The organism is Bradyrhizobium sp. 186 (assembly GCF_023101685.1).
Taxonomy (GTDB): Bacteria; Pseudomonadota; Alphaproteobacteria; order Rhizobiales; family Xanthobacteraceae; genus Bradyrhizobium.
The window spans coordinates 5547526-5570240 of the sequence record NZ_CP082164.1; the positions used below are offsets into that span (position 1 = coordinate 5547526).

Genomic DNA, 22715 nt, shown 5'->3' on the forward strand with positions numbered 1-22715 from the left:
TATAAACCTCGTTGACACTGACCTTGTGTTGTGTTCTGTTGTGATTATCGCAACAAAGGAACGCAGCAATGTCAGCCGTGAAATTCGTCCGCGTCGAGCGCGATTGCCCCGGAAACAAGAACCGCCGCCGCGACGCCGACGCCAATGGAACAACCACCCGCCTGATCATCGACTACAATGTCCTAGTCGACGGCGAGCACCGCGCGACCATGATGAGCGAAGGTTCCTTCGGTCGCGGCTATCGCCTCCATGACGCTGACGGCCGCGCTATCTGCGCGCCCAACCGGACGTGGTCAACGCACCTTGGCGAGACGGTCGAGAAGAAGGCCGACTTTGAGCGCGTCGCAGCCGAATACCTTGCGAACGGCCGCATCCCGACGATCGCGGCCATGGCCGAGCAGCGCAAGCAAGAGCAGGAAGCCGCCCGAGCGGAACGCCGCGAACGTCTGGACCGCACCCGCGCCCACATCGTCAAGAGCCACGGGATCGAGCTTTACAACGCGCTCGCGACCTATCGCGACAGCCCGGAGGTTAAGATTTTGCTCGCCGACATCGACCGCGATGTTGCCGACGCGCTCGCGAACATCGACGAGTGAGGGCCGGCCAATGAACCGCCCCCACCCCATCGCCGCCGCCGCGCTCGCCGCGCTCGAGGAAATCGGCGCGCTCGCCGCCCTGGTCTCGTTCATCGCCGCCCTCGCCGTATGGTCCGGCGTCATCGGAGGATCGCTGTGACTGATATCGTCCCCCAGCTCCGCGACGTCGTCAGCAAGGGATCACCGTTCGGCTATCTAATGAAGGCCGCAGCCGAGGAGATCGAAAGCTTGCGCGCCGGCATCCGGACCTATCTTGCTACCCGTGACGGCATCGCCGCAGCCCGCGAGAAGCGGCTTGCCGAGGTGATCCAGGAGCGCGACGCGTTGCTTAAAGCCGAGCCCGTCGCTTGGCGCTGGCGCTTCCTGGGCGAAAGTTCATGGACGATCGTTAGCAAGCGCCCCAAGCACGCCGACGATAGCGACGTCATCTGTGAACCGCTTTGCATCGGACGCCGCCCATGATCGCGCAAACCTTCATCGCCTTGGGTTGCGGCGTTCTCGCCCTCGCCCTTGCGTGGCGCTGGGAACAGGCTGACAGCGAGGCGGAACGATGAAAGCCGCCCGCAAGCCCGCCCAGGCCACGCTTGACGTCCGCCGCTACATCGTTCGGTGCAGCGGGTTCACCGATTGCGCCGTCAGCGCCGCAACGCCGGCCGGCGCGAAATATCGCGCGTTCAAGCTGGCGCGCGAGGCCGGCTATTTTAGCGAGGGGTTTCACGCCTTCCTAGCCAATGGTGTCACCGCGCGCGCGGATCGCCGCCCGCTATGGCTTGCCAACGAGAACCCGGAGTTGGGCCTTTGAGCGTCACCGCCCGCCTTGCCCGCGACGAAGCGATTGCAGACGCCTTGCGCGTTGCCACGGCAGTCATTGGCGACGACGCGGCCAGCCCCCAGGCGCTTGCGATCGTCGCGGCGATTAAACGCTTGCGCGTTGCCGACCCGATCAAGATCGCGGCGCTATCGAGAGTGAACTACCTCGCCCAGCTACAGCGCGAGGCGCAAACCATGTGGAACGGCCACTATGAGGCCGAGGCGACCGGACCGGAACACGACGTCATTGCCGGTATCGACACCCCAATAGGCCGCTTCCGAACGGTGACGTGGCGTCGGCGCTGGAGCAACGGCCGGATCGCATGGGCGAGCGAATACTATTTGAACGACGAGCCGATCACGATCGCCGAGATCGAGGCTGCCGGCTTGTCACAACGGCCGACCACCCGGCAGAGGCGAAGGGTTGCCCCGCCCTCCCCGTAGCGGCATGATCGGCGGATGCAAACCATAGTCCGCCTGATCAGGCACGAAGAAAGCTTTGAGGTCCGGGTTTCGACTTTCGTCTATTTCGACGACGAGCCCGGCCGGCGATCCATCAATGGCCGGCCATCCCGCGAGAACGCCGAAGAACGCGCGAAGCAGATCGCCCGAGCCGAGAGCGCCAGGGTAAGAGGCAAATGATCAAGCGCGCGCCGCTGGAACTGCCACCCGGAACAGGCCGCGCGTTCCTGCGGGACATGGCCGCCTATTTTGCTGCGGACACGGAATTGAAGCGCGATGAGATCGCGGCGCGGCAACTCCACATTTTGCGCCAGCACTACACTGGGAAACTGCGGCTGATGGACATCAAGGAAATGTTCCATCAGTTGCGCGACGAAGCTTAACAACAAAATTGTAGCTCTCGACTTGACAGAGCTTTAAACCCGTCCATAGTGTTGTGATATTCACAACGTCACAACAGGACGCAACGATGAGCGCAACGCCGGCCGATCCCGCCGACTATGCCCGCAACCACTGGCGCAAATTCGAGAGTGCCCAGGAGCACGCCGAGCGCGTCGAGGCCGCCGAGCAGACGGCCGGGCGCTACTTCGCCAGCGCCACGGCGCAGCAGCGCCAGACCTTTACCGACACCATGGAGTTTCTGCGCGCGTTCAGCGGCCCCATGTGGGATCGCCGCCGCGCCGCCGCGAAAGCCGCTTGGGAGCAGACCACGGCCGGCGCGCGCACCCTGTTCGAGATCACCGCCGACGAGATCATGCGCGACGGCGAGGTTTCCGAGGCGACGTCGCTTGCGTGGGACGTGCTCGCCGAGATCGCCGAGCAGCAGCCCGCACCCTTCACCCCGACCGTCCACCACCAACCCCAGGTATCACTATGAAATTCGTTGTCGTCGAAGGCCGCGCCCTCAAGCAGGCCATGAAGATCGTCGCCGCCATCATCGAGCGGCGCAACACCATCCCGATCCTGGGGCATGCCAAGATCACGCACAGCGACGCCGGCCTGCGGATCACCGGGACCGACCTGGACCTTGAGGCGCATGTTGACCTGGACGTGATCGACGGCGCGGGCGGCGAATGGTCCGCCTGCATCAGCGCGTCGGTTCTCGCCGGCATCGCCCGCGTCGCCGGAACCATGAACGTCCGGATCGAGCGCGCCGACAACGACCTCAACGCCACGATCACCCTTGGAGACGGGGCGGCCTTCTACGAGATCGAGACCCTGCCCGAGACCGACTATCCCGAGATCGGCGGCGAGCGCGGCAGCATGATCGAGGCGTTCACGAACGGCATGTTCGCGGCGACGCTGGACAAGGTGCGATGGTGCGTCTCGACCGAGGAAACGCGATACTACCTCAACGGCGTTTGCTGGCACGTCACTGCGAAGGATCGCCGGTTCGTTGCGACGGACGGCCACCGCATGGCGATATGCCAGTATGCGAACGAAGGCGGCGAGGCCAGCACGCGGATCATCCCGCGCAAGACGGTGCGGATCGTCACCGACCACCTTGCCGGCAAGGACGTGAAGTTGTTCGACGCCGGCGCGAACAGGATCGACATCGTTGCGCCCGGCCTCTCGATCCGCTCCAAGCTGATCGATGGCACCTATCCCGACTATGCCCGCGTCCTGCCAGGACGGCATGAATTCACGTTCAACTTGAAGCGCGACGAGATCGTTGCAGCCATCGATCAGGCCACGGCGATCGGCGGCGACCGGACGACGGCGATCAAGTTCAGCAACGGCAACGGCCGCGCCGTGATCGAGCGCCGGAGCGCGGACTTTGGCAGCGCCAAGGTCAAGACCTCGACGGCATGGCCCTACAAAGGCCAGGACGATACCGTTCCTGCACCGTTCGCCTTCAACAGCCGCTATCTGCGCGAGGTTGCGAACGCATGCCAGGGCGCGATCACCCTGCGCATGGTCGATCAGTCGTCGCCGTTCTCGATCCACGACGAGGACGCCACCATGACTCGCGTTCTGATGCCGATGCGGGCCTGATGCCGATCAGCGCCGAGAAAATGAGCCGCTACCCAGGCGGCTCGATCTATTCGAAAGTCTGGAAGGCGTTCCGCGCCTTCCTGCTTTTCCGCGCGGCTAACCGCTGCGAGGGGACGCCGGACCGACCGCATTGCCGCGCCAGGAACGGCAAGCCCCACCCCGAGACCGGCAGCAGGGTAGTTCTGACGGTTGCCCACATGGACCACGACGAGAGCCACGCCGATCCCGAGCGATGCCGCGCGCTCTGCCAGCGCTGTCACAACAGATGGGACGCCGCGCACCGCCGCAGGAACCAAGCCGACACATGGCGGGGCAAATACGCCATCGGAGATTTTTTAGCGGAGCTATGCGAATGAACCTGCCAGAAAAAGCACTCAGCATCATGCAGCCGTGGGCATGGCTGATCGTCAACGGTCGCAAGGACATCGAGAACCGTGACTGGACGACGCGGTATCGCGGCCCCGTGGCGATCCACGCAGGCAAGAAGGGCGACAAAGGCCCGTGGCATGACCTTGTGAACGGCATTCATCCCGTCACGGGCGAACGGCTTGGATGGTCTATCGACATCAGCGGCGCGCGCCCACCCGGCGCGGACTGCGGCGGCATCGTCGGCGTCGCCGAGATCGTCGATTGCGTCGATAGCAGCGGTAGCCCGTGGTTTGTCGGCCGCTACGGTTTCGTGATCCGCAACGCGAGGCCGGTCCCGTTCATCCCCGTCAAGGGCGCGCTTGGCTTCTTCAAATGGCAGGATCGCCGGCTATGACCCTGTTCGCATCGGTCGCGCTGTTCCGCCGAGACGGCGGGATCGTATTCAAAGCCCCGCGCAAGGAACCGAGCGCGGACAAGACCCAGGCGCGGAAATCCGCGTCGCGGTTCTGGCGCGGCAACATCACCGAGCCGGACGTTCTCACCAAGATCATCCTGGTTCAGCACGACGGGCGCACGGTCTACATCGCCGAGCGCGCGACGGTGGCCGGCCAGGATCGGCCGTGGGTGGAATACCGCCTGGACGCTGACGCGGCGCTCAAGACTGCCCACGTTGCGGCCTGCCTCTCCGAGCTTGGCATTGACCCGGCATCCGTCCCGCCGCCGATGCCCGACGTCCTCGAAATCAACGGCGTGATCTACAGGCGAGAGATATGACCGACACACAGACATGCCCGCTGACCGCACGGGAACTTGAGATCGCGCGCCACCTCTCGAACGGCGAAACCGCCGCGTCGATCGCCGGCAAGATCGGCGCGACCGAGTTTTCCGTTGCGATGCAGATCAAGATCGCGCGCCGCGTCGCGGGAGCCAGGAACACCCCGCACCTCGCCGCAATCGCCTTGCGCAAGGGATGGATCGAATGAACACCGCTTTCCTGCTCATGGCCCAATACAACGGCGCGGCAATCGTCCCCCTGGAGGCGGTTTGCCGCGACTATTTCAGCCACTTGACGCCCGTGGAGTTCGCGCGGAAAGCTACGAACGGCAGCATCGACCTCCCGGTTGTCCGGATCGAGACGAGCGCGAAGGCGGCGAAGGGCATCCACATCGCCGACCTCGCCAACTGGATCGACGCCCGGCGCGAGGCGGCCCGGAAGGAATGCGACCAGCTACAGGGGCGACGGTGATGAGCGAGAAACTTCAACAGGTGCCGGCCCTACGCGCCGGTACAAAGCTGATCTATGCGGGCCAGCCGGGCGAGGTTATTGGCCTAATGAACGACGGCCGGGCCATCGTTGCGCACCCCGAGCGAGCGCCCAAGATAATCAACCTTGACGGGACCGAGGAACCGTTCGTTTGGAACGTCGTCGAATAGCCAAGATCACAAAAGGATCACACCGCAAAGCGAAGCCCGGCCAACCGTCTAGCCGGGCTTATGTTTTTCGGGCGCTAGGTAATCTTGCTAGTGTTAACTGGTCGCAGGGGGCCCGCAAAACGACGGCACGTCAGCCCTCGTCACCACCCTCATTGCCGCCTTCCGGCGTCTCCGGCTCGACTGCCGGAGCCAGCGCGAGATCGAGGTCCTCACCCGGTTCCAGCGGATCCTCGTCCTCGCGCAGCGTCGGGTCATCGGACGGGTTTGGAACGCTGAATCCGGTCGGCAGACGCGAATCCAGCAGGCCCGTGCCCTTCAGCTCCTCGAGACCCGGCAGATCGCCGAGCTGTTCCAGGGTGAACTGCGACAGGAAGTCCTCGGTGGTTCCGAAGGTCAAGGGACGGCCGGGAGTCTTGCGACGGCCGCGCGGCTTGATCCAGCCGGTTTCCAGCAGCACGTCGAGCGTGCCCTTGGAGGTGATGACGCCGCGGATCTCCTCGATCTCGGCCCGCGTCACCGGCTGGTGATAGGCGATGATCGCCAGCACCTCGATCGCCGCGCGCGACAGGCGGCGGGTCTCGGTGCTCTCCCGCGTCATCAGCCAGGCGAGATCGCCGGCGGTGCGGAACGTCCATTTGTTGGCGATACGCACGAGGTTCACCCCGCGCGTGGCATATTCGGCCTGCAACTGCGCGAGCGCAGCCTTGACGTCGACGCCTTCCGGCATGCGCTTGGCCAGCGTCGCGGTATCCAGCGGCTCGTTCGAGGCGAACAGGAGAGCTTCGAGGAGACGCAACTCCTCGGGACGCGCCTGGGATTCATTCTCCATCGGCTCGGCCTCGTCTACCCGCACTTCAGCCAGGCTTGCCATGGCAGATTCTCCTTCTTGCACTTAACCGACCGGCGCATCAGGCGCAGGAGTTGCGTCTGGCACCGGTTGATGACGCCCTTTTCGGAAATAGATGGGCGCAAACGCCTCTTTCTGGTTCAGCTCCAGCTGGCCTTCCCGCACCAGTTCGAGCGCCGCGGCAAAGCTCGAGGCGAACACCGTCGCGCGCTGCGTCGGATCGGCGACGTGCCGGATCAGGTAGTCGTCGAGAACACCCCAGTCATCCTGTTCGGTGATGCTGCCGACCAACCGCTCCAGCGTGGCGCGCGCCTCAGCGAGCGACCACACCGTGCGCCTGGCAAGATGCACGCTCGCCAGCACGCGCGACTGGCGCTGCGTGGCATAGGCGGTGAGCAGGTCGTACAGCGTCGCTGTGTATTTCGGATGCTTGATCTCCGCGATCTGCTCCGGCTCGCCGCGCGGAAAGATGTCGCGCAGCAATTGCTGCCTGTTCATCAGCCGGTTGGCGGCTTCGCGAATGGCCTCCAGCCGGCGCAGACGGTTGGCGAGCGCCGTCGCCATTTCCTCGGCGCTCGGGCCCTCCGCTGTCGGCGGTTCAGGCAGAAGCAGGCGGGACTTCAGGAAGGCGAGCCAGGCCGCCATCACCAGATAGTCGGCGGCAAGCTCCAGACGGATTTTTCGCGCGGCTTCGATGAAGTGGAGGTACTGGTCGGCCAGCGCCAGGATCGAGATCTTGGAAAGGTCGACCTTCTGCTGCCGCGCCAGCGCGAGCAGCAGATCGAGCGGACCTTCATAGCCCTCGACGTCGACAACCAACGCCGGCTCACCCTCGGCGAGCTCTGCGGGCCGCCCGGTTTCGAACGATAGAATTTCTGCGCTCATGCGGATGCCGTGTTTGCCCGTGCGATCAATGTGTCCAGTTCGGCGCGTGCGGCCGCGCGGTCGAACGGTTGTGGTGCCTTGCGCGCTGCGAGAGCGGCCTTCGCCCGCTCCAGCGCCCTGCCCGACAATTCAGGCGTCTGGGCGGCGACGTCACGCATTTCCTCGATGTTACCGTTGCAATGCAGAGCCATGTCGCAGCCGGCAGCGAAGATCGCCTGGGTCCGCTCGGCAAGGCTACCTGCCAGCGCGTTCATCGACACGTCATCACTCATTAACAAACCTTGGAACCCGATCACGCCGCGAATCACCTGAGCAATCATTGTCGCAGAAGTCGTCGCCGGATGGACGGGGTCGACGGCGCTAAACACAACATGTGCAGTCATGGCCATGGGCAGGTCCGCCAATGGCTTGAACGCGGCAAAGTCGGTCCGTTCCAGCTCGTCCCCTAGCGTATTGACCGTCGGCAGCTTGAAATGGGTATCGGCGGTCGCCCGTCCGTGGCCGGGAATGTGCTTCAAAACCGGCAGCACGCCGCCCTGCTCCAGGCCGTCAGTAACCGCGCGGGCGATTGCCGCAACCTTGCCCGGCTCGGTGCCATAGGCACGATTGCCGATCACGGCGTCGGCGCCCGCGACCGGCACATCCGCCAGCGGCAGGCAGTCCACGGTGATGCCGAGATCGGCGAGATCGGCCGCGATCAGCCGGGCGCTGAGGCGCGCCGCCGTCAGCCCGAGAGCCGAATCAATGTCGTACAAGGTCGAGAAAACGGCCCCCGGCGGATAGGCCGGCCAGTGCGGCGGCCCCAGCCGCTGCACCCGTCCGCCCTCCTGGTCGATCAGGACCGGTGCGTCGGAGGCACCCGCAATGTTTCGCAATTCCGCAACCAGCGCTGTGACTTGAGCCGGAGTCTCGATATTGCGCTTGAAGAGAATGAAGCCCCATGGGCGCTCGGTACGGATAAACTCCCGCTCGGCGGCGGTCAGTTCCGTTCCGGATACGCCGGTAATGAAGGCCCGCGTGCTCATAAAGGCCGATTAACCCTGCCCCGTGAGGGGGTCAAGGAAACCGCCGTTAATTCCTCTGGACGAAGCAGGACGGCAGGCCGGCGGACTTCAAATTGTTGCAAGCCTGCATCGCCTCGTCGGCTGAACTGTAGGGTCCTGCGAAGGCGCGATAGACGATTCCCTTGCCCTTGTCGGTGAGATCAACCCGCTTGACCACCGGTGAACGCGACCCAAGCACGCTGCCATACTTGCTCTGAAGCACGCGATAGGACGCGGCGGCGCTTTCCTCGCTCTGCTGTGATGAGACCTGCACAACATAGCCACCACCGCCACTGCTGGCCGGTGCGATCTGGGTCGGACTGGTCGCAGCCATCCGCTGCGGCGGCTCTGATGCCGCCGGCTGCGGCGCGAGCGAGAGCGGCTGATTGGCACTGGCATTGGCCGATGTCGGCGGACTGCGAGGCGCGGTCGGTGCAGCGGGTGCCGCAATGGGCTTCGGTGGAGCTGCCGACTTGGCGCCGGCCGCAGCCGCGGCAGATTGCGGCGCGGTGCTGTCGGTCTGATCGCCCTTCACGGCGACAGTCCTGATCGGACGCGGCGCGTTGTTCGGTAGCGTACCGTTGCTCGGGATCGGACCAGCACTCGGCAGGATCGTGGACGGCGAAACACTCGCCACCGGCGGCGGGTTCGCGTTCTGGTTCAGCGGCGGAAACACCACGCGCGGACCGCCCGCCTTGGCGTTGACGTCGACAGGCGCCTCCTCGCGCGGCACGATCTTCTCGGAGCCATCGCCGCTGACCATGCGGTCCGGCACCTTGGCCGAGGAGTCCGTCGGCGCCGGCACCACCTTGGTCGGGGTGTTGTCGGCCTTGATGATCGGCGGTTCGCCGCTGCGCGGTGAGCCCATATAGGTCTTGTAGGCGAAAGCGGCTCCGGTGCCGACAACGGCGAGCGCCAGGATCGCCGCGACCGTCATCATGCCGCCGCGCGATTTCCTGGGCTCGTCGAGATCCGCCTCGGGATAATCGCTCTGGAAGGCGTAGGGATCGTCCGGATAGGCCGGATCGCGCCGATAATCCTGCTCGCCTGCCTCGAGCCGCCCGTAGAGCGCATCATCGTAGCGCGCCGGATCGGGCTGCTGGTGCGGCTCCTGATAGGCCGGGTCCTGGTAGGCTTGATCCTGATGAGCTTGATCTTGATAGGCCTGACCTTGATAAGCGTGATCCTGATAGGCCTGCGGCTGATGAAAATCAGGCTCGGGCGCGGCTGGCTGGGCTGAATAGCGATGCAACGGATGAACCGGATTCACGGAGACGGGATAGTCAGGTTCGGGTGGCGCCGGTTGCACGTTGGCGCGCCGCATCCATGAGGGCGGACCGGCCGGAGGCGGCGCCGCCGGCTCGGCATAGTCCTGCTGATAATCGTCCTGCGGATAGTCGTCTTCCTGATAGCTCTGGGCCGGCGCAGGCGCTGCCGGCGGCTTTGCGCTCGGACGCCCCTGTGCCGCGAACGGATCGGTCTGCCCGATCAGGCGGGCGAGTTCGGCCAAGGGATCGCTCTCCACCTTCCCATGCTGATCGCCGCCGCGACCGTAGTCGTCGGAAGGAAACGGTCTGTCCTGATATCGTTCGGCCATCGTGATGATGCGTCCCTTCGGGAAAGCCGCGCGCCCCTCGACCAAGGCGCGGCCTTCGACCCACAAGGCTTTCAACCAAGTCCAAGCGGTCCGGCTTCTGCCGGTTACCCCCAAAATCCCCTTAGGTAGCTCGCCCCAAACTACCGCATCTCGTCCGGGGCATGGACGCCGAGGATGGCGAGGCCCGATGCCAGGACGGAGACGACGCCCTGGACCATGGCCAGTCGCGCCTTTGTAAGCTCTGCATCATTATTGATAATGAAGCGTAAATAGGGCAAATCGCGCCCCTTCGTCCAAAGCGCGTGAAATTCGCTGGCTAAATCATAGAGATAAAAGGCAATTCGGTGCGGTTCGTGGGCCACTGCGGCGGCTTCCAGCATCCGCGGAAAAATTGCGAGCCGCTTCAGAAGATCGAGTTCCGCCGGGTCCGATAGCCGCTCAACCGCAGACTCACTGAGCCATGCGACGCGCTTGCTCGTATCCTCGGGGAGTTCCGGAAACACTTCAGCGCGCGTGTTGCGGAAGATTGAGTGACCGCGGGCGTGGCCGTACTGCACGTAGAATACGGGATTGTCACGCGACTGTTCCATGACCTTGGCGAGGTCGAAATCCAGCACCGCATCGTTCTTGCGGTAGAGCATCATGAAGCGGACGGCGTCCTGGCCGACTTCATCTACCACCTCGCGCAAGGTGACGAAATCCCCGCTCCGCTTGGACATTTTGACCGGCTCGCCATTGCGCAGGAGCTTGACGAGCTGGACGATCTTGACGTCGAGTGCGCCCTTGCCGGAGGTCGTCGCCTTCACCGCCGCCTGCATGCGCTTGATGTAGCCGCCATGGTCGGCGCCCCAGACATCGATCATCTCGGCGAAGCCGCGATCGAACTTGTTCTTGTGGTAGGCGATGTCGGAGGCGAAGTAGGTGTAGGAATTGTCCGACTTGATCAGCGGACGATCGACGTCGTCGCCGTAGGCGGTCGCCTTGAACAGCAGCTGCTCGCGGTCTTCCCAGTCCTCGACCGGCGCGCCCTTCGGCGGCGGCAGCCGGCCTTCGTAGATGTCGCCCTTGGCGCGCAGGAAGTCGATGGTCTCGGCAACCTTGTTGTTGCCGCTCTCGATCAGCGAGCGCTCGGAGAAGAACACGTCGTGGCGGATATTGAGGGCGGCGAGATCGTCCTTGATCTCGTCCATCATCATTGCAATCGCCCTGGTGCGAACCGTCGGCAGCCACTCGGCCTCGCTCTTCGCGAGGAGCTTGTCGCCGTGTTCCTTCGCCAGCGCCACGCCGACAGGCTTGAGATAGTCGCCCGGATAAAGTCCGTCCGGGATCGCGCCGATGTCCTCGCCGAGCGCCTCGCGATACCTCAGGAAGGCGGAGCGCGCGAGCACGTCGACCTGGGCACCGGCGTCGTTGATGTAGTACTCGCGCGCAACGTCATGGCCGGCGAAGTGAAGCAGGCTGGCCAGCGCGTCGCCGAACACGGCGCCGCGGCAATGGCCGACATGCATCGGCCCGGTCGGATTGGCCGAGACGTATTCGACATTGACCTTCGAGCCGCCGCGGAGGCGGCCATAATCGGCACCCTCGCGCAGTACCGTCCGCAGCGCCTCCGCCCAGGCGGCGGACTGCAGCGTTAGATTAATGAAGCCGGGACCGGCAACATCGACCTTGGCGATCAGCGCGTCGGCGCGGAGCCGCTCGGCGATCCGCTCGGCGAGGTCGCGCGGCTTCGCCTTTGCCTCTTTCGCAAGTACCATGGCGGCGTTGGTCGCCATGTCGCCATGGGAGGGATCGCGCGGCGGCTCGACCACCACGCGCGAGAAATCGATGCCCTCGGGCCAGCGGGCTTCTGCCGCGAGCGCGCGGCAGGCAGCGTGCACGCGCGCGAGCACGTCGGCGAACAGATGCAGCGATGAGGATGTGTCGGGCATGGCCGCCGCCTAACGCAAATCCGGGGTCGAGTCAAAGAGCCGCTGGTGCTCGGTCAGGGCGAAACGGTCGGTCATTCCGGCAATGAAATTGCCGATCCGGCGGGCCCGGTCCCCCTCGTTATCACTCTCCGCCCCCACCAGCCATTCCGGCGGCAACTCGCCCGGTGATGTCAGGTATTTGGCGAACAGGTCGAACAGGATCTGTTCCGCCTCGTCCATCACCCGCATCACCCGCTTGTGGCGGTACATGTGCTGGTAGAGGAAGCGCTTGATGGCGGCCTCCTCCTCAGCGACTTCAGCGGGGAACGAGACCAGCGCCCGGCTCTGCTGGCGCACGTCCCGGGCCGATTGCGGTTTGGCGGCGGCGAGGTTCTTCTGCGCCTCCGCAAACACCGCGCCGATCAGGTGCGAGATCAGCTCGCGCACCAGCTCGGCGCCGCGCCTGACGTCGTCGAGATCGGGATACTGGGCGGCAATCCCGGCGATGATCTCCGCCGTGAGCGGCATCACCTTGAGATCATCGAGATCGAACAGGCCGGCGCGCAGGCCATCGTCGATGTCATGGGCGTCATAGGCGATGTCGTCGGCGATCGCGGCGACCTGCGCCTCCAGCGAGGCGAAGCTCCAGAGCTCGAGGTCGTAGGACTTGATATAGTCGGCGATGCCCACGGGAATGCCGTGCTCGCGATAGCGTCCGATCGGCGCGCCGCTGCGATCGGTCAGCGGACCGTTGTGCTTGACGATGCCCTCCAGCGCTTCCCAGGTCAGATTGAGCCCATCGAATTCAGGGTAGCGGTGTTCCAGCGCAGCGACGACGCGAAGGGCCTGGGCATTGTGGTCGAACCCGCCAAAATCCTTCAGGCAGGCATCCAGCGCCCGCTCGCCGGCGTGGCCAAAGGGCGGATGGCCGAGATCGTGAGCGAGCGCCAACGTTTCCGTGAGATCCTCGTCAAGCCCGAGCTGCCGGGCCAGGGCGCGGGCGATCTGCGCCACCTCCAGCGAATGGGTCAGCCGGGTGCGGTAATGGTCACCCTCGTGGAACACGAATACCTGGGTCTTGTACTTGAGGCGGCGGAACGCGGTGGAATGGATCACCCGGTCGCAATCCCGCCGGAACGGGCTGCGGGTCTGGCTCGGCGGCTCCGCGACCAGCCGGCCGCGGCTGCGGTCGGGATCGCAGGCATAGGGCGCACGAGGGGCAGCCATTCCGACGGACACGGCGAATTTAGTCCCTATCCATTTGATTCTGCGGACCCTTGCACTTAACTATGTCGGGCGCGGGATACCAAATGAATTGGGCAAAAGACCTTGGTGTGACCGCACCACGATCGGAGACGAACGATGACGACCCCCGTGACCATCAGCGACCGGGCCGCACGCCGGATTGGGGAGATCCTCAAGGGCGAAGGTTCCGGCGCAATGCTTCGAATCTCCGTTGAAGGCGGCGGCTGCTCCGGCTTTCAGTACAAGTTCGACATCGACCGCGCGCGGACCGACGACGATCTTGTGATCGAGCAGAACAACGCGGTGGTGCTGGTCGATTCCGCCTCGCAGCCGTTCCTGGCGGGATCGCAGGTAGATTTCGTCGACGATCTGATCGGCGCCTCGTTCCGCGTCAACAATCCCAACGCGACGGCGTCCTGCGGCTGCGGGACCAGCTTCTCGATCTGACCGGCTACGCGCCGGTCATCTGCCTTTCCTCATCCGTCCAGTCCGCCTCGACCGGCATCAGCTCCGGCTGAAGGGGCGCGTCGTCCCACACCTCATGGTTCAGCGCGCGCAGCAATGCTGCCACCAATGCTGGCTTGCGCAACGGTTTTGCCAAGAAGTCCGACATGCCCGCTTCGCGGCAGATCCTGACGTCCTCGGGGAAGGCGTTGGCGGTCAGCGCGATGATCGGCAGGACTTCGAAGCGCCCGCCCTGCGCACGGATCGCCCGGGTCGCGGCAAGGCCGTCCATGTCGGGCATGCGCACGTCCATCAGCACGACGTCGTAGTCGCCTTCGGAGGCCGCCGCGACGGCCTCGACGCCGTCGGTGACAACGCGCAGCTCGACCTCGAAGGCGCCGAGCATCTTGCTCACGACCATGCGGTTGACGGCATCGTCCTCCGCGACCAGCACCTTCAGCGGCCGGTCGAGGCCCGCGATGCGCGCCTTGAGATCATCGGCTTCGTCGCGGTCTGCATTCTGGTCGGACGCCTGCGCCTGGCTCCAGGGCAGCACCAGCGTGAAGCGGAAGGACGAGCCCTCGCCCGGCGTCGACGTGACGCCAATGGTGCCGCCCATCTGCTCGATGATGCGCCGGGAGATCGCAAGCCCAAGCCCGGTGCCGCCGAAACGGCGGCTGATCGAGGCGTCGGCCTGGGCGAAGTCGCTGAAGAGCTGCCCGACCTTCTCGGGCGCAATGCCGATGCCGCTGTCGGTCACGGTCCATTCGACGGTGGCGAGCAGGTCGCGGCGCGCCTGGCAGGTGGCCGATATCGTGACCTCGCCGGCATCGGTGAACTTCACCGCGTTCGATGCGAGGTTGAGCAGCACCTGCCGGATGCGCGCGACATCGCCGCGCAGCGTGGGCGGAAGGTTCGGATCGAGCTCGACCCTGACCGCCAGCCCCTTGCTCTTGGCGCCTGCACGCACGACGGTCGCAACCGCCTCGACGAGTGCCTGCGGAGCGAAGTCGATCGCCTCGAATGCGAAGCGGCCGGCCTCGAGCTTGGAGAGATCGAGGATGTCGTTGAGGATGCGCTGGAGATTGTCACCGGATTCGCGGATCGTGGTGACGGCCTCGTGCTGCTCCGGGTCAAGCTTGGTTTCGAGCAGCATGCTGGCAAGCCCGAGCACGCCGTTCATCGGCGTGCGGATCTCATGGCTCATCACCGCCAGGAAGTCGGACTTGGCGCGGCTCTCGGCCTCGGCCTTCTCCGCGCGCCAGCGCTCGGTCACGTCGCGCCCGAAGCCGCGGTAGCCGAGGAACTGGCCGTCGCGGTCGTAGGCCGGCTTCGCCGTCAGCGACCACAGCCGCGCCTCGCCGCCAGCGACGACCTTGATGCTCATCTCGTGCAGCGGTTCGGCGTGTTCCATCAGGCCGACGATGTTGTAGGCTGCCGTCTTGTCCTCGGGGCAGAGCATGTCGAGCACGTCGGCGAAGTGCGATCCCTTCAGGAGCGGAAGCGGAAGCTGCGCGACGTCGGCAAAGCGCTCGGGCACGTCGACCAGATGACCCTCGGCGTCGGTCTGCCACAGCCAGTCGCTGGCGTTCTCCTGAAAATCCTTCAGGAGCAGCGAGATGATCTCGGTCTGCCGTTCGAGCTCGAGCTGCGCCTTGAGATTGCCGAGGAACAGATTGCCCTGGGAGACGATGTTGCGCGCCATGAAGAACGCGAACAGCATCAGGAACACCGAGGTCAAGAGATACGGCCCGGCGCCGCACAGCAATAGCGCACCGGCGCAGGCAATGGTCATGGTGGCGAGATAGACGAGGCCGGCGCGCGGGAAGGTCGAGAGCGTGAAGGCGCCGCCGGACATCATGCCGACCATCAGGCAGGCCAGGATGAGCTGGCTGGTCGGCTCGATGCGGCTGAACAGCGCGAGCGGCAGTGTGCCCCAGATCGCGGCGAGGAAAAATGCCTGCCGCATCATCTGCCGCGCGGCGCGGGCCGACATCTCCTGCGGCGGGTTCTTGTGGGAACGCTGCCACGCGCGAACGGCGAGCGAGGCGGAGGCGGCAAGGGTCAGACCCCAGATCGCGAGGAAGCCGTTCCAGCCCCTGCCCCAGAACAGGATCAGCACGATGGCGACGTTGAGCATGGTGACAGCCATCGTCACCGGGATCAGCCGCGTCACGGCGTCGATCTGCTTGGCGCGGATGCGGCCCATCTCGCGCTCGCTGAGATCGGCGGTCAGGCCGTCCTCGATCTCGAAGCCTCCGAGCCAATACAGGAACGCGCCGATCAGGCCGTCATGCGGCTCAGTGCGTTGTGAGGATTTGTCCGGCCATCCCATCCGTGGAACCTTTTCGGCATCAATGGCCTGCTGCCTGCTTAAGCCGGGTTAATTTTGTGGGAGATTCTGCGGCGTCCTTGACGGGCGCGTTTGCAGTTTGTTCTAACGGAGCCCCGTTTGGAGCTTCCCGCAATGCCGATCAGAGTAGCGACGTGGAACGTGAACTCGGTCCGGCAGCGGATCGAGCATCTCCTGACCTGGCTCAGGGAGTGCCAGCCGGACATCGTCTGCCTCCAGGAGATCAAATGCGTCGATGAGGCCTTCCCGCGGCTGGAGATCGAGGCGCTGGGCTATAACGTGATCACGCATGGGCAGAAGACCTTCAACGGCGTCGCCCTGCTGTCGAAATTGCCGTTCGACGAGACCAAGTCGGGGCTGGCCGGCGACGACGAGGACGCGCATGCCCGCTTCCTCGAGGGCGTCGTGACGCTCAAGCGCGGCGTCCTGCGCGTCGCCTGCCTCTATTTGCCCAACGGCAACCCCGTCGGGACCGAGAAATATCCCTATAAGCTCAAATGGATGTCGCGGCTTCTTGAGTATTCGAAGCAGCGACTTAAGACCGAGGAGCCGCTGATCCTCGCAGGCGACTTCAACGTCATCCCCGCTGCCCGCGACGTGCACAATCCCGCCGCCTGGACCGGGGACGCCCTGTTCAAGCCCGAAACGCGTGAGAGCTTTCAGTCCCTGCTCGGCCTCGGCCTGACCGACGCGCTGCGGGCGGTCACCGACGAGCCCGGGCTCTACACCTTCTGGGACTACCAGGCCGGCGCCTGGCAGAAGAACCAGGGCCTGCGGATCGACCATCTGCTGATGTCGCCGCAGGCCTGCGACCGGCTCGCCAATGTCGGCATCGACAGCTATGTGCGCGGCTGGGAGAGGCCGTCGGACCACGTGCCGGTGTGGGCGGATCTGGATTTGGAGGCGGCGTAAGGCCCGCCGAGATCAGTCGCGGCGGCCCTGCACCCACTGTTCCAGCATCTGCAGGCACATGGCGCGGTCGTCGTCGGAGCTCTTGGCGAAAGCGCGGTTGTAGCTTTCCTTGATCCAGGTCTCCTCGGCTCCGGCGCTGTCACGCGCCAAGGTCAGCCACATCAGGCCGCGCGCGGCCTGCCGCGGCAGGCGGTCGCCGTTGAACAGCATCTGGCCGAGCAGCGCCTGAGCCTGATGCTGGCCCTTCTGCGCGGCAAGGCCGAGCCAGCGCGCGCCGTAGCGGAAATCCTCGCGCGAGGCGTCCGGCGTCTTCAGGTAGAGCCGAGCGAGATCGTACTGTGCATCCGCATTGCCGAAATAGGACGCCGCGTAGGAGAACATCTCACGTGCCCGGTCCGTATCCGGCTTGATCTTCGAGTTCGGGATGCCGCTGAGATAGTAGCGCCCGAGCGCGACGAAGGCGTTGGCCACGATCTGCGCCTGCGGCGCCGACGGGCTGTCCTCGGCATGCGCGTTGGCGATCCGGCTGAAATATTCGAAGGCGCGCACATCGTCCTGGGCGACGCCGTCGCCATTGGCGTACATGCGGCCGAGCTTCCACTGCGCGATCGGGTGGCCACCCTCGGCGGCATATTGCAGGGCGCTGAGCGAGGTTTCCTGGCTCGCCACCGCCGGCGGCACATTGCGCACCTTGCCCGCTGCGCCCGGCAGGGTGGTAACCACCGGGATGGTCGCATCCTTCTGATTGACGGGCGCGCCGTCGAAGGCGAGCGCCGGCGTGGCCAGCGCAGCAGCCCCCAACACAAACGCAACTATTGCACGCCTAGATGTCCGCATAGCACTGTTTCTCGTGCGCGCCGCCCGGATGGGTTACTGCCCCACCGACCGCTGGTCCAACCTGCTGGGCATATTTCCAAAGCGCACCTGACGTATGGTTAGTCGCGCGAGCGCGCCATTTGGTCTTGCGCTGAGCCAGCTCATCGTCGCTCAATTTTACGTTAAGGCTGCCGGCGACCGCGTCGATCTCGATGATGTCGCCATCCTGCAACAGCCCGATCGGGCCCCCAATGGCGGCCTCGGGCCCGACATGGCCGATGCAGAAGCCGCGGGTTGCACCGGAGAACCGGCCGTCGGTGATGAGCGCGATCTTGCCGCCCATGCCCTGGCCGGTCAGCGCCGCGGTGGTCTGGAGCATTTCCCGCATGCCGGGACCGCCCTTCGGCCCCTCGTAGCGGATCACGATGACTTCGCCCTCGCGGTAGGTGCGGTTCTGGACGGCCTCAAAGGCGTCCTCTTCCCGGTCGAAGCAGCGAGCTGGACCGGTGAACCTCAGGTTGGACATTCCCGCGACTTTCACGATCGCACCTTCTGGCGCCAAATTGCCCTTCAGACCGACCACACCACCGGTGACGGTGATCGGCTTGTCTGCCGGGTGCACCACATCCTGGTGCGGATTCCATTTCACGCTCTTGAGGTTTTCGGCGATCGTGCGGCCCGTGACAGTGAGGCAATCACCGTGGAGGAAGCCATTGTCGAGCAGCGTCTTCATCAGAAGCGGAATGCCGCCAACCTCAAACATGTCTTTGGCGACATAACGACCACCGGGCTTCAAATCAGCGACATATGGTGTCTTTTTGAAGATTTCGGCAACGTCAAACAGGTCGAACTTGATGCCGGCCTCATGCGCGATCGCCGGCAGGTGCAGCGCAGCATTGGTCGAGCCACCGGAGGCCGCAACAACGGCGGCCGCGTTCTCCAATGCCTTGAGGGTGACGATGTCGCGCGGCCGGATGTTGGACGCGATCAGGTCCATTACTTTCTCGCCCGCGGTCATGCAGAAGGCGTCGCGGATCTCGTAAGGTGCAGGCGCGCCAGCAGAGTACGGCAGCGCTAGCCCGATCGCCTCGGAGACCGTCGCCATAGTGTTGGCGGTGAACTGAGCGCCGCAGGCGCCGGCCGAGGGGCATGCCACGCGCTCGATCTCGTCGAGATCCTCGTCCGACATGGCGCCGACCGAGTGCTTGCCGACGGCCTCGAACATATCCTGAACCGTGACCTGCTGGCCGCGGAAATTGCCGGGCAGGATCGATCCGCCATAGATGAAGATCGAGGGCACGTTGAGGCGGACCATCGCCATCATCATACCCGGCAGCGACTTGTCGCAGCCGGCAAGACCCACCAACGCATCGTAGGCGTGGCCGCGGATCGTCAGCTCGACAGAGTCGGCGATGCATTCGCGTGACGGCAGCGAGGAGCGCATGCCGTCATGGCCCATGGCGATGCCGTCGGTGACGGTGATGGTGCAGAATTCACGCGGGGTGCCGCCGGCCGACGCGACGCCCTTCTTCACCGCCTGCGCCTGGCGCATCAGGGCGATGTTGCAGGGCGCGGCCTCATTCCAGCAAGAGGCGACGCCGACGAAGGGCTGGTGGATCTGCGCGGTGGTCAGACCCATGGCGTAGAGGTAGGAGCGATGGGGTGCGCGCGCGGGGCCTTCCGTCACGTGACGGCTCGGCAGCCTCTGCTTGATGTTGCTCTTCGCGTCCATCGCAAACCAGTTTCCCCGGCCAACCCTTTCAGACCCGAAAAATCAGACCCAAGATTTGAATCGACCTTGGGATTTCTCGTCGCCTTCGTCGGCCGCCGGTGCCCCTAAAACATTAGAGTGATTTTATTCATGTTCGGGTGTGGCTAAAAAGCGGCGCCGACGCGAACGGCCTGCGACGAGGGTTAAATCCGCGCCGACTGTTGCATGGACAGCACAATCGTGCCTCGCAAGACACGGGTGAGCCTACCGCGATACCCTCACAGCGGAGACCAATCCAAAACTTCAGATTTTGTGGCTCGGCCTCGCGCGCCCGCGTTCGGCTCGATCACGGGCGCAGTTGGGTGAGTCGCCACTCTCGCCTTCCGTCATGGCACGCATCTGCGCTCACATCGTCATTCCTAGCCGAACAAGCTCGCCGAGCTTGCCGGCAAGCAGATCAAGGCGTCGCCGAAGGAGCTTTACGATGCCCTGCACGGGCGCCTGACGGATCACCACCGCTTTCTGCTCGCGCTTCATCTGCGGCAACGCGATGGTCTGGATGAGACGATTCGCAAGCTTGATGTCGAAATCGCTCAGCGGATCAGCTGCATGGAAGCGGAGATAGACGGCAGCAAGACCCCCTTTCGCCACTTGATTGGACTTCTGAGCACGGTCCCCGGGGTCAGTGCGGTTGCGGCGCCGGCAATTTTGTCCGAGATCGGCGCCGACATGAGCCGGTTCGAGACCGCTGGCCATCTCGTTGCCTGGACCGGCCTGTGCTCTGGGCAGAACGAAAGCGCCGGCAAGCGCAAGTCCTCGCGCCTGCGCAAGGGAGCACCGTGGCTCAAGACGATGCTCGTTCAATGCGCCTGGGCCGCCAGGCCAGACGCGGGCCACAAAAAGCCATCTGCGCCGTCGCCGCCTCGCTCCTCACCGCCATCTACCACATCCTCAAGGACGGCACCGAGCATCGTGACCTCGGCGCCGCCCACTTCGATCGCCGGCCCAACGAGGTCAAAGCGAACCGACTGGTCGCCGGCCTCAAAAAGCTCGGCTTCTCCGTCCAACTCCAGCCAACGCCAGAGGCCGCCTGACGCCAGTTCTCCAGCAGTTTCTTCCTAGCGCAGCGAAGCAATCCAGAATCCCTCCGCGGAAAGACTCTGGATTGCTCACATGGGGAATGTGTATGTCAAGGATGAGCAGTCACCTTTTTGTTCGACTGCAGCCACCTCTTCGTCCCGACCGCGGGTTCTGCAGGATGGCGCGCGCAGATCAAGTCAAGGCCGGCCTGTTAGGGCCGCCGCGAAGCGGCTTGGCCTTGAGTTGAGCGAGCACGCCATCATGCTTGGTGCGTTGGGCCGATAGGAGCTCCTCGCGTTGGCGGTTCTGTCAGGGCATCTGCCATCCTCGCATTTGCGATCCAAGGGTCGAGCCGGTTCGACGATCTGGGTTGCTTGCCAGATCAAACTCACATTCGGTCGTCGCACAAGGCGACTGCACCACGATTCCGCTTGCGGCGGGCAGGCTCGAGAGGACGAGGCCATTCTTCGTTGCGGCGTTTGAAGCCATGCAATCCATCGGTTCGTCCACCCGGATCTTCCGAGACTGATCGGGCCTCGGCAGATGGGTTATGGTTCTTTCGTTGCGCGCGGGCGGCGAAGCACGCCGCTTGGTGCGGTCCGGATCAGGCGGCGGGCTTCATCACGGCCCCCTCGATGGTCTCGCCCGCGGTGACATACTTCCACAAGGTCACGAGAAGCTTGCGCGCCAGCGCCACGATCGCGCGCTTGCGGCCTTGCGGGCTTCGCTCCTTGAACCAGCGCGTCAGGGCCGACTGCGGCTGGTGACGTATCCACAGCCAGGCGAGCTGGATCATTGTGGTCCGCAGCCTGGGATTGCCGGCCTTCGACACGCCCTGCTCGTGCCGGATGCCTCCGCTTTGCCACGGCGTCGCCGCAAGCCCCGCATAGGCGGCGACCTGGCGGCGGTTGGAGAACTGCCGGTAGAACGCCTCCGACCAGAGCACGGCCGCAAAGTTGGCGCCGAGCCCTTTCAAGGCCAGCAGCATCGCCACCGGATCCGGCGCGACCTTGTCTGCAGCGTTCTTGTCTGCAGGCTTCCGGGCTGCGGCCAGCAGAGCATCTCGCGCGGCCTCGACCGCCTTGATCTGTTCCAGAAGCAGTTCGACCCGATCGAGCTCGCGGCCGATCTGCGCCTTCAAATGCGAAGGCAGCTCCCGCCCGTCGCCCGTGCGCAAGGCCTCAAGCCGCGCCCGCCGATTGCGCCGCAGCGGCACGTAGTCGGATATCCCCTGCGCGAACAGAAGACCCTTGATCCGGTTCACATGCGTGATGCGCTCGGCGATCAGCGTCGCTCGTTCGCGACACAGCCTGCGCCGGTCCTCCTCTTCAGGCGAGGGCGCAACCACCATCGCACAGACCCGCGGCTCGCCGCGCTTGTAGGCCAGAAGCGCCCGCAACAGCGCCTCGCCATCGAGCCTGTCAGTCTTGGCCCGCCGCCGCCGTCGCGACGTCGCAATCGAGGCGGGATCGACCACGTGGCTCTCAATGCCGTTCTGTTGCAGAACACGGTGCAGCCAGAACCCGTCCAGCCCAGCTTCCTGGATCGTGATGATCGGATAGCTCTCGCGGGTCCTGGCCTCCGCCTTGCGCCTGAGTTCCGCAAACAGCTTCATCAGCTCAGCCGTATCGCCGGCCGTGACGCTGTGCCTGGACATCTTCTCGCCCGTACCAGGCGAAAGTGACGTAATCACCCACGTCGAACGGCTCAGTTCCAAAGACACAAAAATTGCGCCAAACTGCGTGCGGATAGCGGTCGGTCCGTCGGAAGGATGATCGAGCAACATCGTCGTCTCCAGGTTGAGGGGGTCAGCAACCTCAGTCTGGCCTCAGACCTGGTCGCTATCCACTCCCCATGGAATCTTCGCTGCGCTCGCAATGACGGAGCAAGGTCGGCATCGCGATTCTCCAATGCACATTTCAACTCGCAGACACGCCTTCACATTCTCGCGGCGCATTTCGCCCGAGTTATGCTCTCTCCTTCGCACTCTCCTGAGAAAGAAGGCGCAGGGAAGGCCGGGTGCCGGCCTGGCACCCACGGTCCGCTGCGCGCATGGTAGCGCAAAAAGACTGCACAGCGGCATACAGGTGCAGCCTAAACACTCGGCCTTCCCTGCGCAGTGGGTTGACGGCTTATGCCGTGCTCTCCCGGGAGCCGAGTTCCTTCTGGCCTCCCTCACCCTCGCGAATTGACTGCAGATGCTTGC

The 22715-nt window shown here is 64.6% G+C and carries 28 protein-coding genes; 17 read left to right on the forward strand and 11 right to left on the reverse strand.

Annotation, left to right across the window (positions count from 1 at the left end; genetic code table 11):
- Positions 1-68: 68 nt before the first annotated feature.
- The 14 genes from IVB18_RS26660 (at position 69) to IVB18_RS26720 (ending at position 5666) form a co-directional block, all read left to right on the forward strand.
- The gene (locus tag IVB18_RS26660) at positions 69-596 is read left to right on the forward strand and encodes a hypothetical protein (RefSeq protein WP_247983397.1); all 528 of its coding nucleotides are present in this window, start codon (positions 69-71) and stop codon (positions 594-596) included.
- Positions 597-606: 10 nt separating this feature from the next.
- Entirely contained in the window at positions 607-735 is a 129-nt protein-coding gene (locus IVB18_RS51690) for a hypothetical protein (protein WP_256476355.1), read from the forward strand.
- Positions 732-1058, forward strand: coding sequence for a hypothetical protein (locus tag IVB18_RS26665; protein WP_247983398.1), 327 nt, complete (start codon positions 732-734; stop codon positions 1056-1058). The genes IVB18_RS51690 and IVB18_RS26665 overlap by 4 nt, the downstream gene beginning before the upstream one ends.
- Positions 1059-1146: 88 nt before the next feature.
- Complete coding sequence (locus tag IVB18_RS26670; protein ID WP_247983399.1) at positions 1147-1398, forward strand: hypothetical protein; 252 nt, start codon at positions 1147-1149, stop codon at positions 1396-1398.
- Complete coding sequence (locus IVB18_RS26675) at positions 1395-1850, forward strand: hypothetical protein (protein ID WP_247983400.1); 456 nt, start codon at positions 1395-1397, stop codon at positions 1848-1850. Before IVB18_RS26670 ends, IVB18_RS26675 begins: the two co-directional genes overlap by 4 nt.
- A 194-nt stretch (positions 1851-2044) precedes the next feature.
- On the forward strand, positions 2045-2251 hold the full coding sequence (locus tag IVB18_RS26680) for a hypothetical protein (RefSeq protein ID WP_247983401.1): 207 nt from the start codon (positions 2045-2047) through the stop codon (positions 2249-2251).
- Between the two features lie 86 nt (positions 2252-2337).
- Positions 2338-2745 (forward strand): hypothetical protein, encoded by a 408-nt coding sequence (locus IVB18_RS26685; RefSeq protein ID WP_247983402.1) that lies wholly within the window; start codon positions 2338-2340, stop codon positions 2743-2745.
- Entirely contained in the window at positions 2742-3863 is a 1122-nt protein-coding gene (dnaN, locus tag IVB18_RS26690; protein ID WP_247983403.1) for a DNA polymerase III subunit beta, read from the forward strand. Before IVB18_RS26685 ends, dnaN begins: the two co-directional genes overlap by 4 nt.
- Complete coding sequence (locus IVB18_RS26695; RefSeq protein WP_247983404.1) at positions 3863-4219, forward strand: hypothetical protein; 357 nt, start codon at positions 3863-3865, stop codon at positions 4217-4219. Before dnaN ends, IVB18_RS26695 begins: the two co-directional genes overlap by 1 nt.
- Positions 4216-4626 (forward strand): ASCH domain-containing protein, encoded by a 411-nt coding sequence (locus tag IVB18_RS26700; RefSeq protein WP_247983405.1) that lies wholly within the window; start codon positions 4216-4218, stop codon positions 4624-4626. The genes IVB18_RS26695 and IVB18_RS26700 overlap by 4 nt, the downstream gene beginning before the upstream one ends.
- Positions 4623-5006 carry a hypothetical protein gene (locus IVB18_RS26705; protein ID WP_247983406.1) on the forward strand — a complete coding sequence of 128 codons (384 nt, stop codon included), beginning with the start codon at positions 4623-4625 and terminating at the stop codon, positions 5004-5006. The genes IVB18_RS26700 and IVB18_RS26705 overlap by 4 nt, the downstream gene beginning before the upstream one ends.
- Positions 5003-5215, forward strand: a complete 213-nt coding sequence (locus IVB18_RS26710) for a helix-turn-helix transcriptional regulator (RefSeq protein ID WP_247983407.1) — start codon at positions 5003-5005, stop codon at positions 5213-5215. Before IVB18_RS26705 ends, IVB18_RS26710 begins: the two co-directional genes overlap by 4 nt.
- The gene (locus IVB18_RS26715; RefSeq protein ID WP_247983408.1) at positions 5212-5478 is read left to right on the forward strand and encodes a pyocin activator PrtN family protein; all 267 of its coding nucleotides are present in this window, start codon (positions 5212-5214) and stop codon (positions 5476-5478) included. The genes IVB18_RS26710 and IVB18_RS26715 overlap by 4 nt, the downstream gene beginning before the upstream one ends.
- Positions 5478-5666, forward strand: a complete 189-nt coding sequence (locus IVB18_RS26720; RefSeq protein ID WP_247983409.1) for a hypothetical protein — start codon at positions 5478-5480, stop codon at positions 5664-5666. Before IVB18_RS26715 ends, IVB18_RS26720 begins: the two co-directional genes overlap by 1 nt.
- A 130-nt stretch (positions 5667-5796) precedes the next feature.
- Here the strand turns inward: IVB18_RS26720 and scpB are convergent, their stop codons facing one another.
- The 6 genes from scpB to IVB18_RS26750 all read right to left on the reverse strand — a co-directional run bounded on the left by scpB (position 5797) and on the right by IVB18_RS26750 (position 13187).
- Positions 5797-6537 carry an SMC-Scp complex subunit ScpB gene (gene scpB, locus IVB18_RS26725; protein ID WP_247983410.1) on the reverse strand — a complete coding sequence of 247 codons (741 nt, stop codon included), beginning with the start codon at positions 6535-6537 and terminating at the stop codon, positions 5797-5799.
- 21 nt (positions 6538-6558) lie between these two features.
- Positions 6559-7398: a ScpA family protein gene (locus IVB18_RS26730; RefSeq protein WP_247983411.1), complete on the reverse strand. Its 840-nt coding sequence runs from the start codon at positions 7396-7398 to the stop codon at positions 6559-6561.
- Positions 7395-8423 (reverse strand): beta-N-acetylhexosaminidase, encoded by a 1029-nt coding sequence (nagZ, locus tag IVB18_RS26735; RefSeq protein ID WP_247983412.1) that lies wholly within the window; start codon positions 8421-8423, stop codon positions 7395-7397. The genes IVB18_RS26730 and nagZ overlap by 4 nt, the downstream gene beginning before the upstream one ends.
- A gap of 46 nt (positions 8424-8469) precedes the next feature.
- Positions 8470-10038: an SPOR domain-containing protein gene (locus tag IVB18_RS26740; protein WP_247991738.1), complete on the reverse strand. Its 1569-nt coding sequence runs from the start codon at positions 10036-10038 to the stop codon at positions 8470-8472.
- 140 nt (positions 10039-10178) lie between these two features.
- On the reverse strand, positions 10179-11969 hold the full coding sequence (gene argS / locus IVB18_RS26745; RefSeq protein WP_247983413.1) for an arginine--tRNA ligase: 1791 nt from the start codon (positions 11967-11969) through the stop codon (positions 10179-10181).
- A gap of 9 nt (positions 11970-11978) precedes the next feature.
- Entirely contained in the window at positions 11979-13187 is a 1209-nt protein-coding gene (locus tag IVB18_RS26750) for a deoxyguanosinetriphosphate triphosphohydrolase (protein ID WP_247983414.1), read from the reverse strand.
- 123 nt (positions 13188-13310) lie between these two features.
- On the opposite strand from IVB18_RS26750, the gene erpA reads away from it, so the two are divergent.
- Positions 13311-13640 carry an iron-sulfur cluster insertion protein ErpA gene (gene erpA, locus IVB18_RS26755; RefSeq protein WP_247983415.1) on the forward strand — a complete coding sequence of 110 codons (330 nt, stop codon included), beginning with the start codon at positions 13311-13313 and terminating at the stop codon, positions 13638-13640.
- Between the two features lie 4 nt (positions 13641-13644).
- On the opposite strand, the gene IVB18_RS26760 is transcribed toward erpA, so the two are convergent.
- A complete protein-coding gene (locus IVB18_RS26760; protein ID WP_247983416.1) occupies positions 13645-15972 on the reverse strand; it encodes an ATP-binding protein in 2328 nt (775 codons plus the stop codon).
- Positions 15973-16104: 132 nt separating this feature from the next.
- Between IVB18_RS26760 and xth the strand changes: the two genes are divergently transcribed.
- The gene (gene xth / locus IVB18_RS26765) at positions 16105-16902 is read left to right on the forward strand and encodes an exodeoxyribonuclease III (RefSeq protein WP_247983417.1); all 798 of its coding nucleotides are present in this window, start codon (positions 16105-16107) and stop codon (positions 16900-16902) included.
- A gap of 12 nt (positions 16903-16914) precedes the next feature.
- On the opposite strand, the gene IVB18_RS26770 is transcribed toward xth, so the two are convergent.
- The 3 genes from IVB18_RS26770 to IVB18_RS26780 form a co-directional block, all read right to left on the reverse strand.
- A complete protein-coding gene (locus tag IVB18_RS26770; RefSeq protein WP_247983418.1) occupies positions 16915-17739 on the reverse strand; it encodes a tetratricopeptide repeat protein in 825 nt (274 codons plus the stop codon).
- On the reverse strand, positions 17726-19450 hold the full coding sequence (ilvD, locus tag IVB18_RS26775; RefSeq protein ID WP_247983419.1) for a dihydroxy-acid dehydratase: 1725 nt from the start codon (positions 19448-19450) through the stop codon (positions 17726-17728). Before ilvD ends, IVB18_RS26770 begins: the two co-directional genes overlap by 14 nt.
- A gap of 384 nt (positions 19451-19834) precedes the next feature.
- A complete protein-coding gene (locus tag IVB18_RS26780) occupies positions 19835-20080 on the reverse strand; it encodes a hypothetical protein (protein ID WP_247983420.1) in 246 nt (81 codons plus the stop codon).
- Positions 20081-20292: 212 nt separating this feature from the next.
- On the opposite strand from IVB18_RS26780, the gene IVB18_RS26785 reads away from it, so the two are divergent.
- A complete protein-coding gene (locus IVB18_RS26785; RefSeq protein ID WP_247983421.1) occupies positions 20293-20523 on the forward strand; it encodes a hypothetical protein in 231 nt (76 codons plus the stop codon).
- 590 nt (positions 20524-21113) lie between these two features.
- Here the strand turns inward: IVB18_RS26785 and IVB18_RS26790 are convergent.
- Entirely contained in the window at positions 21114-22295 is a 1182-nt protein-coding gene (locus IVB18_RS26790; protein ID WP_247983422.1) for an IS110 family transposase, read from the reverse strand.
- Between the last annotated feature and the right edge of the window lie 420 nt (positions 22296-22715).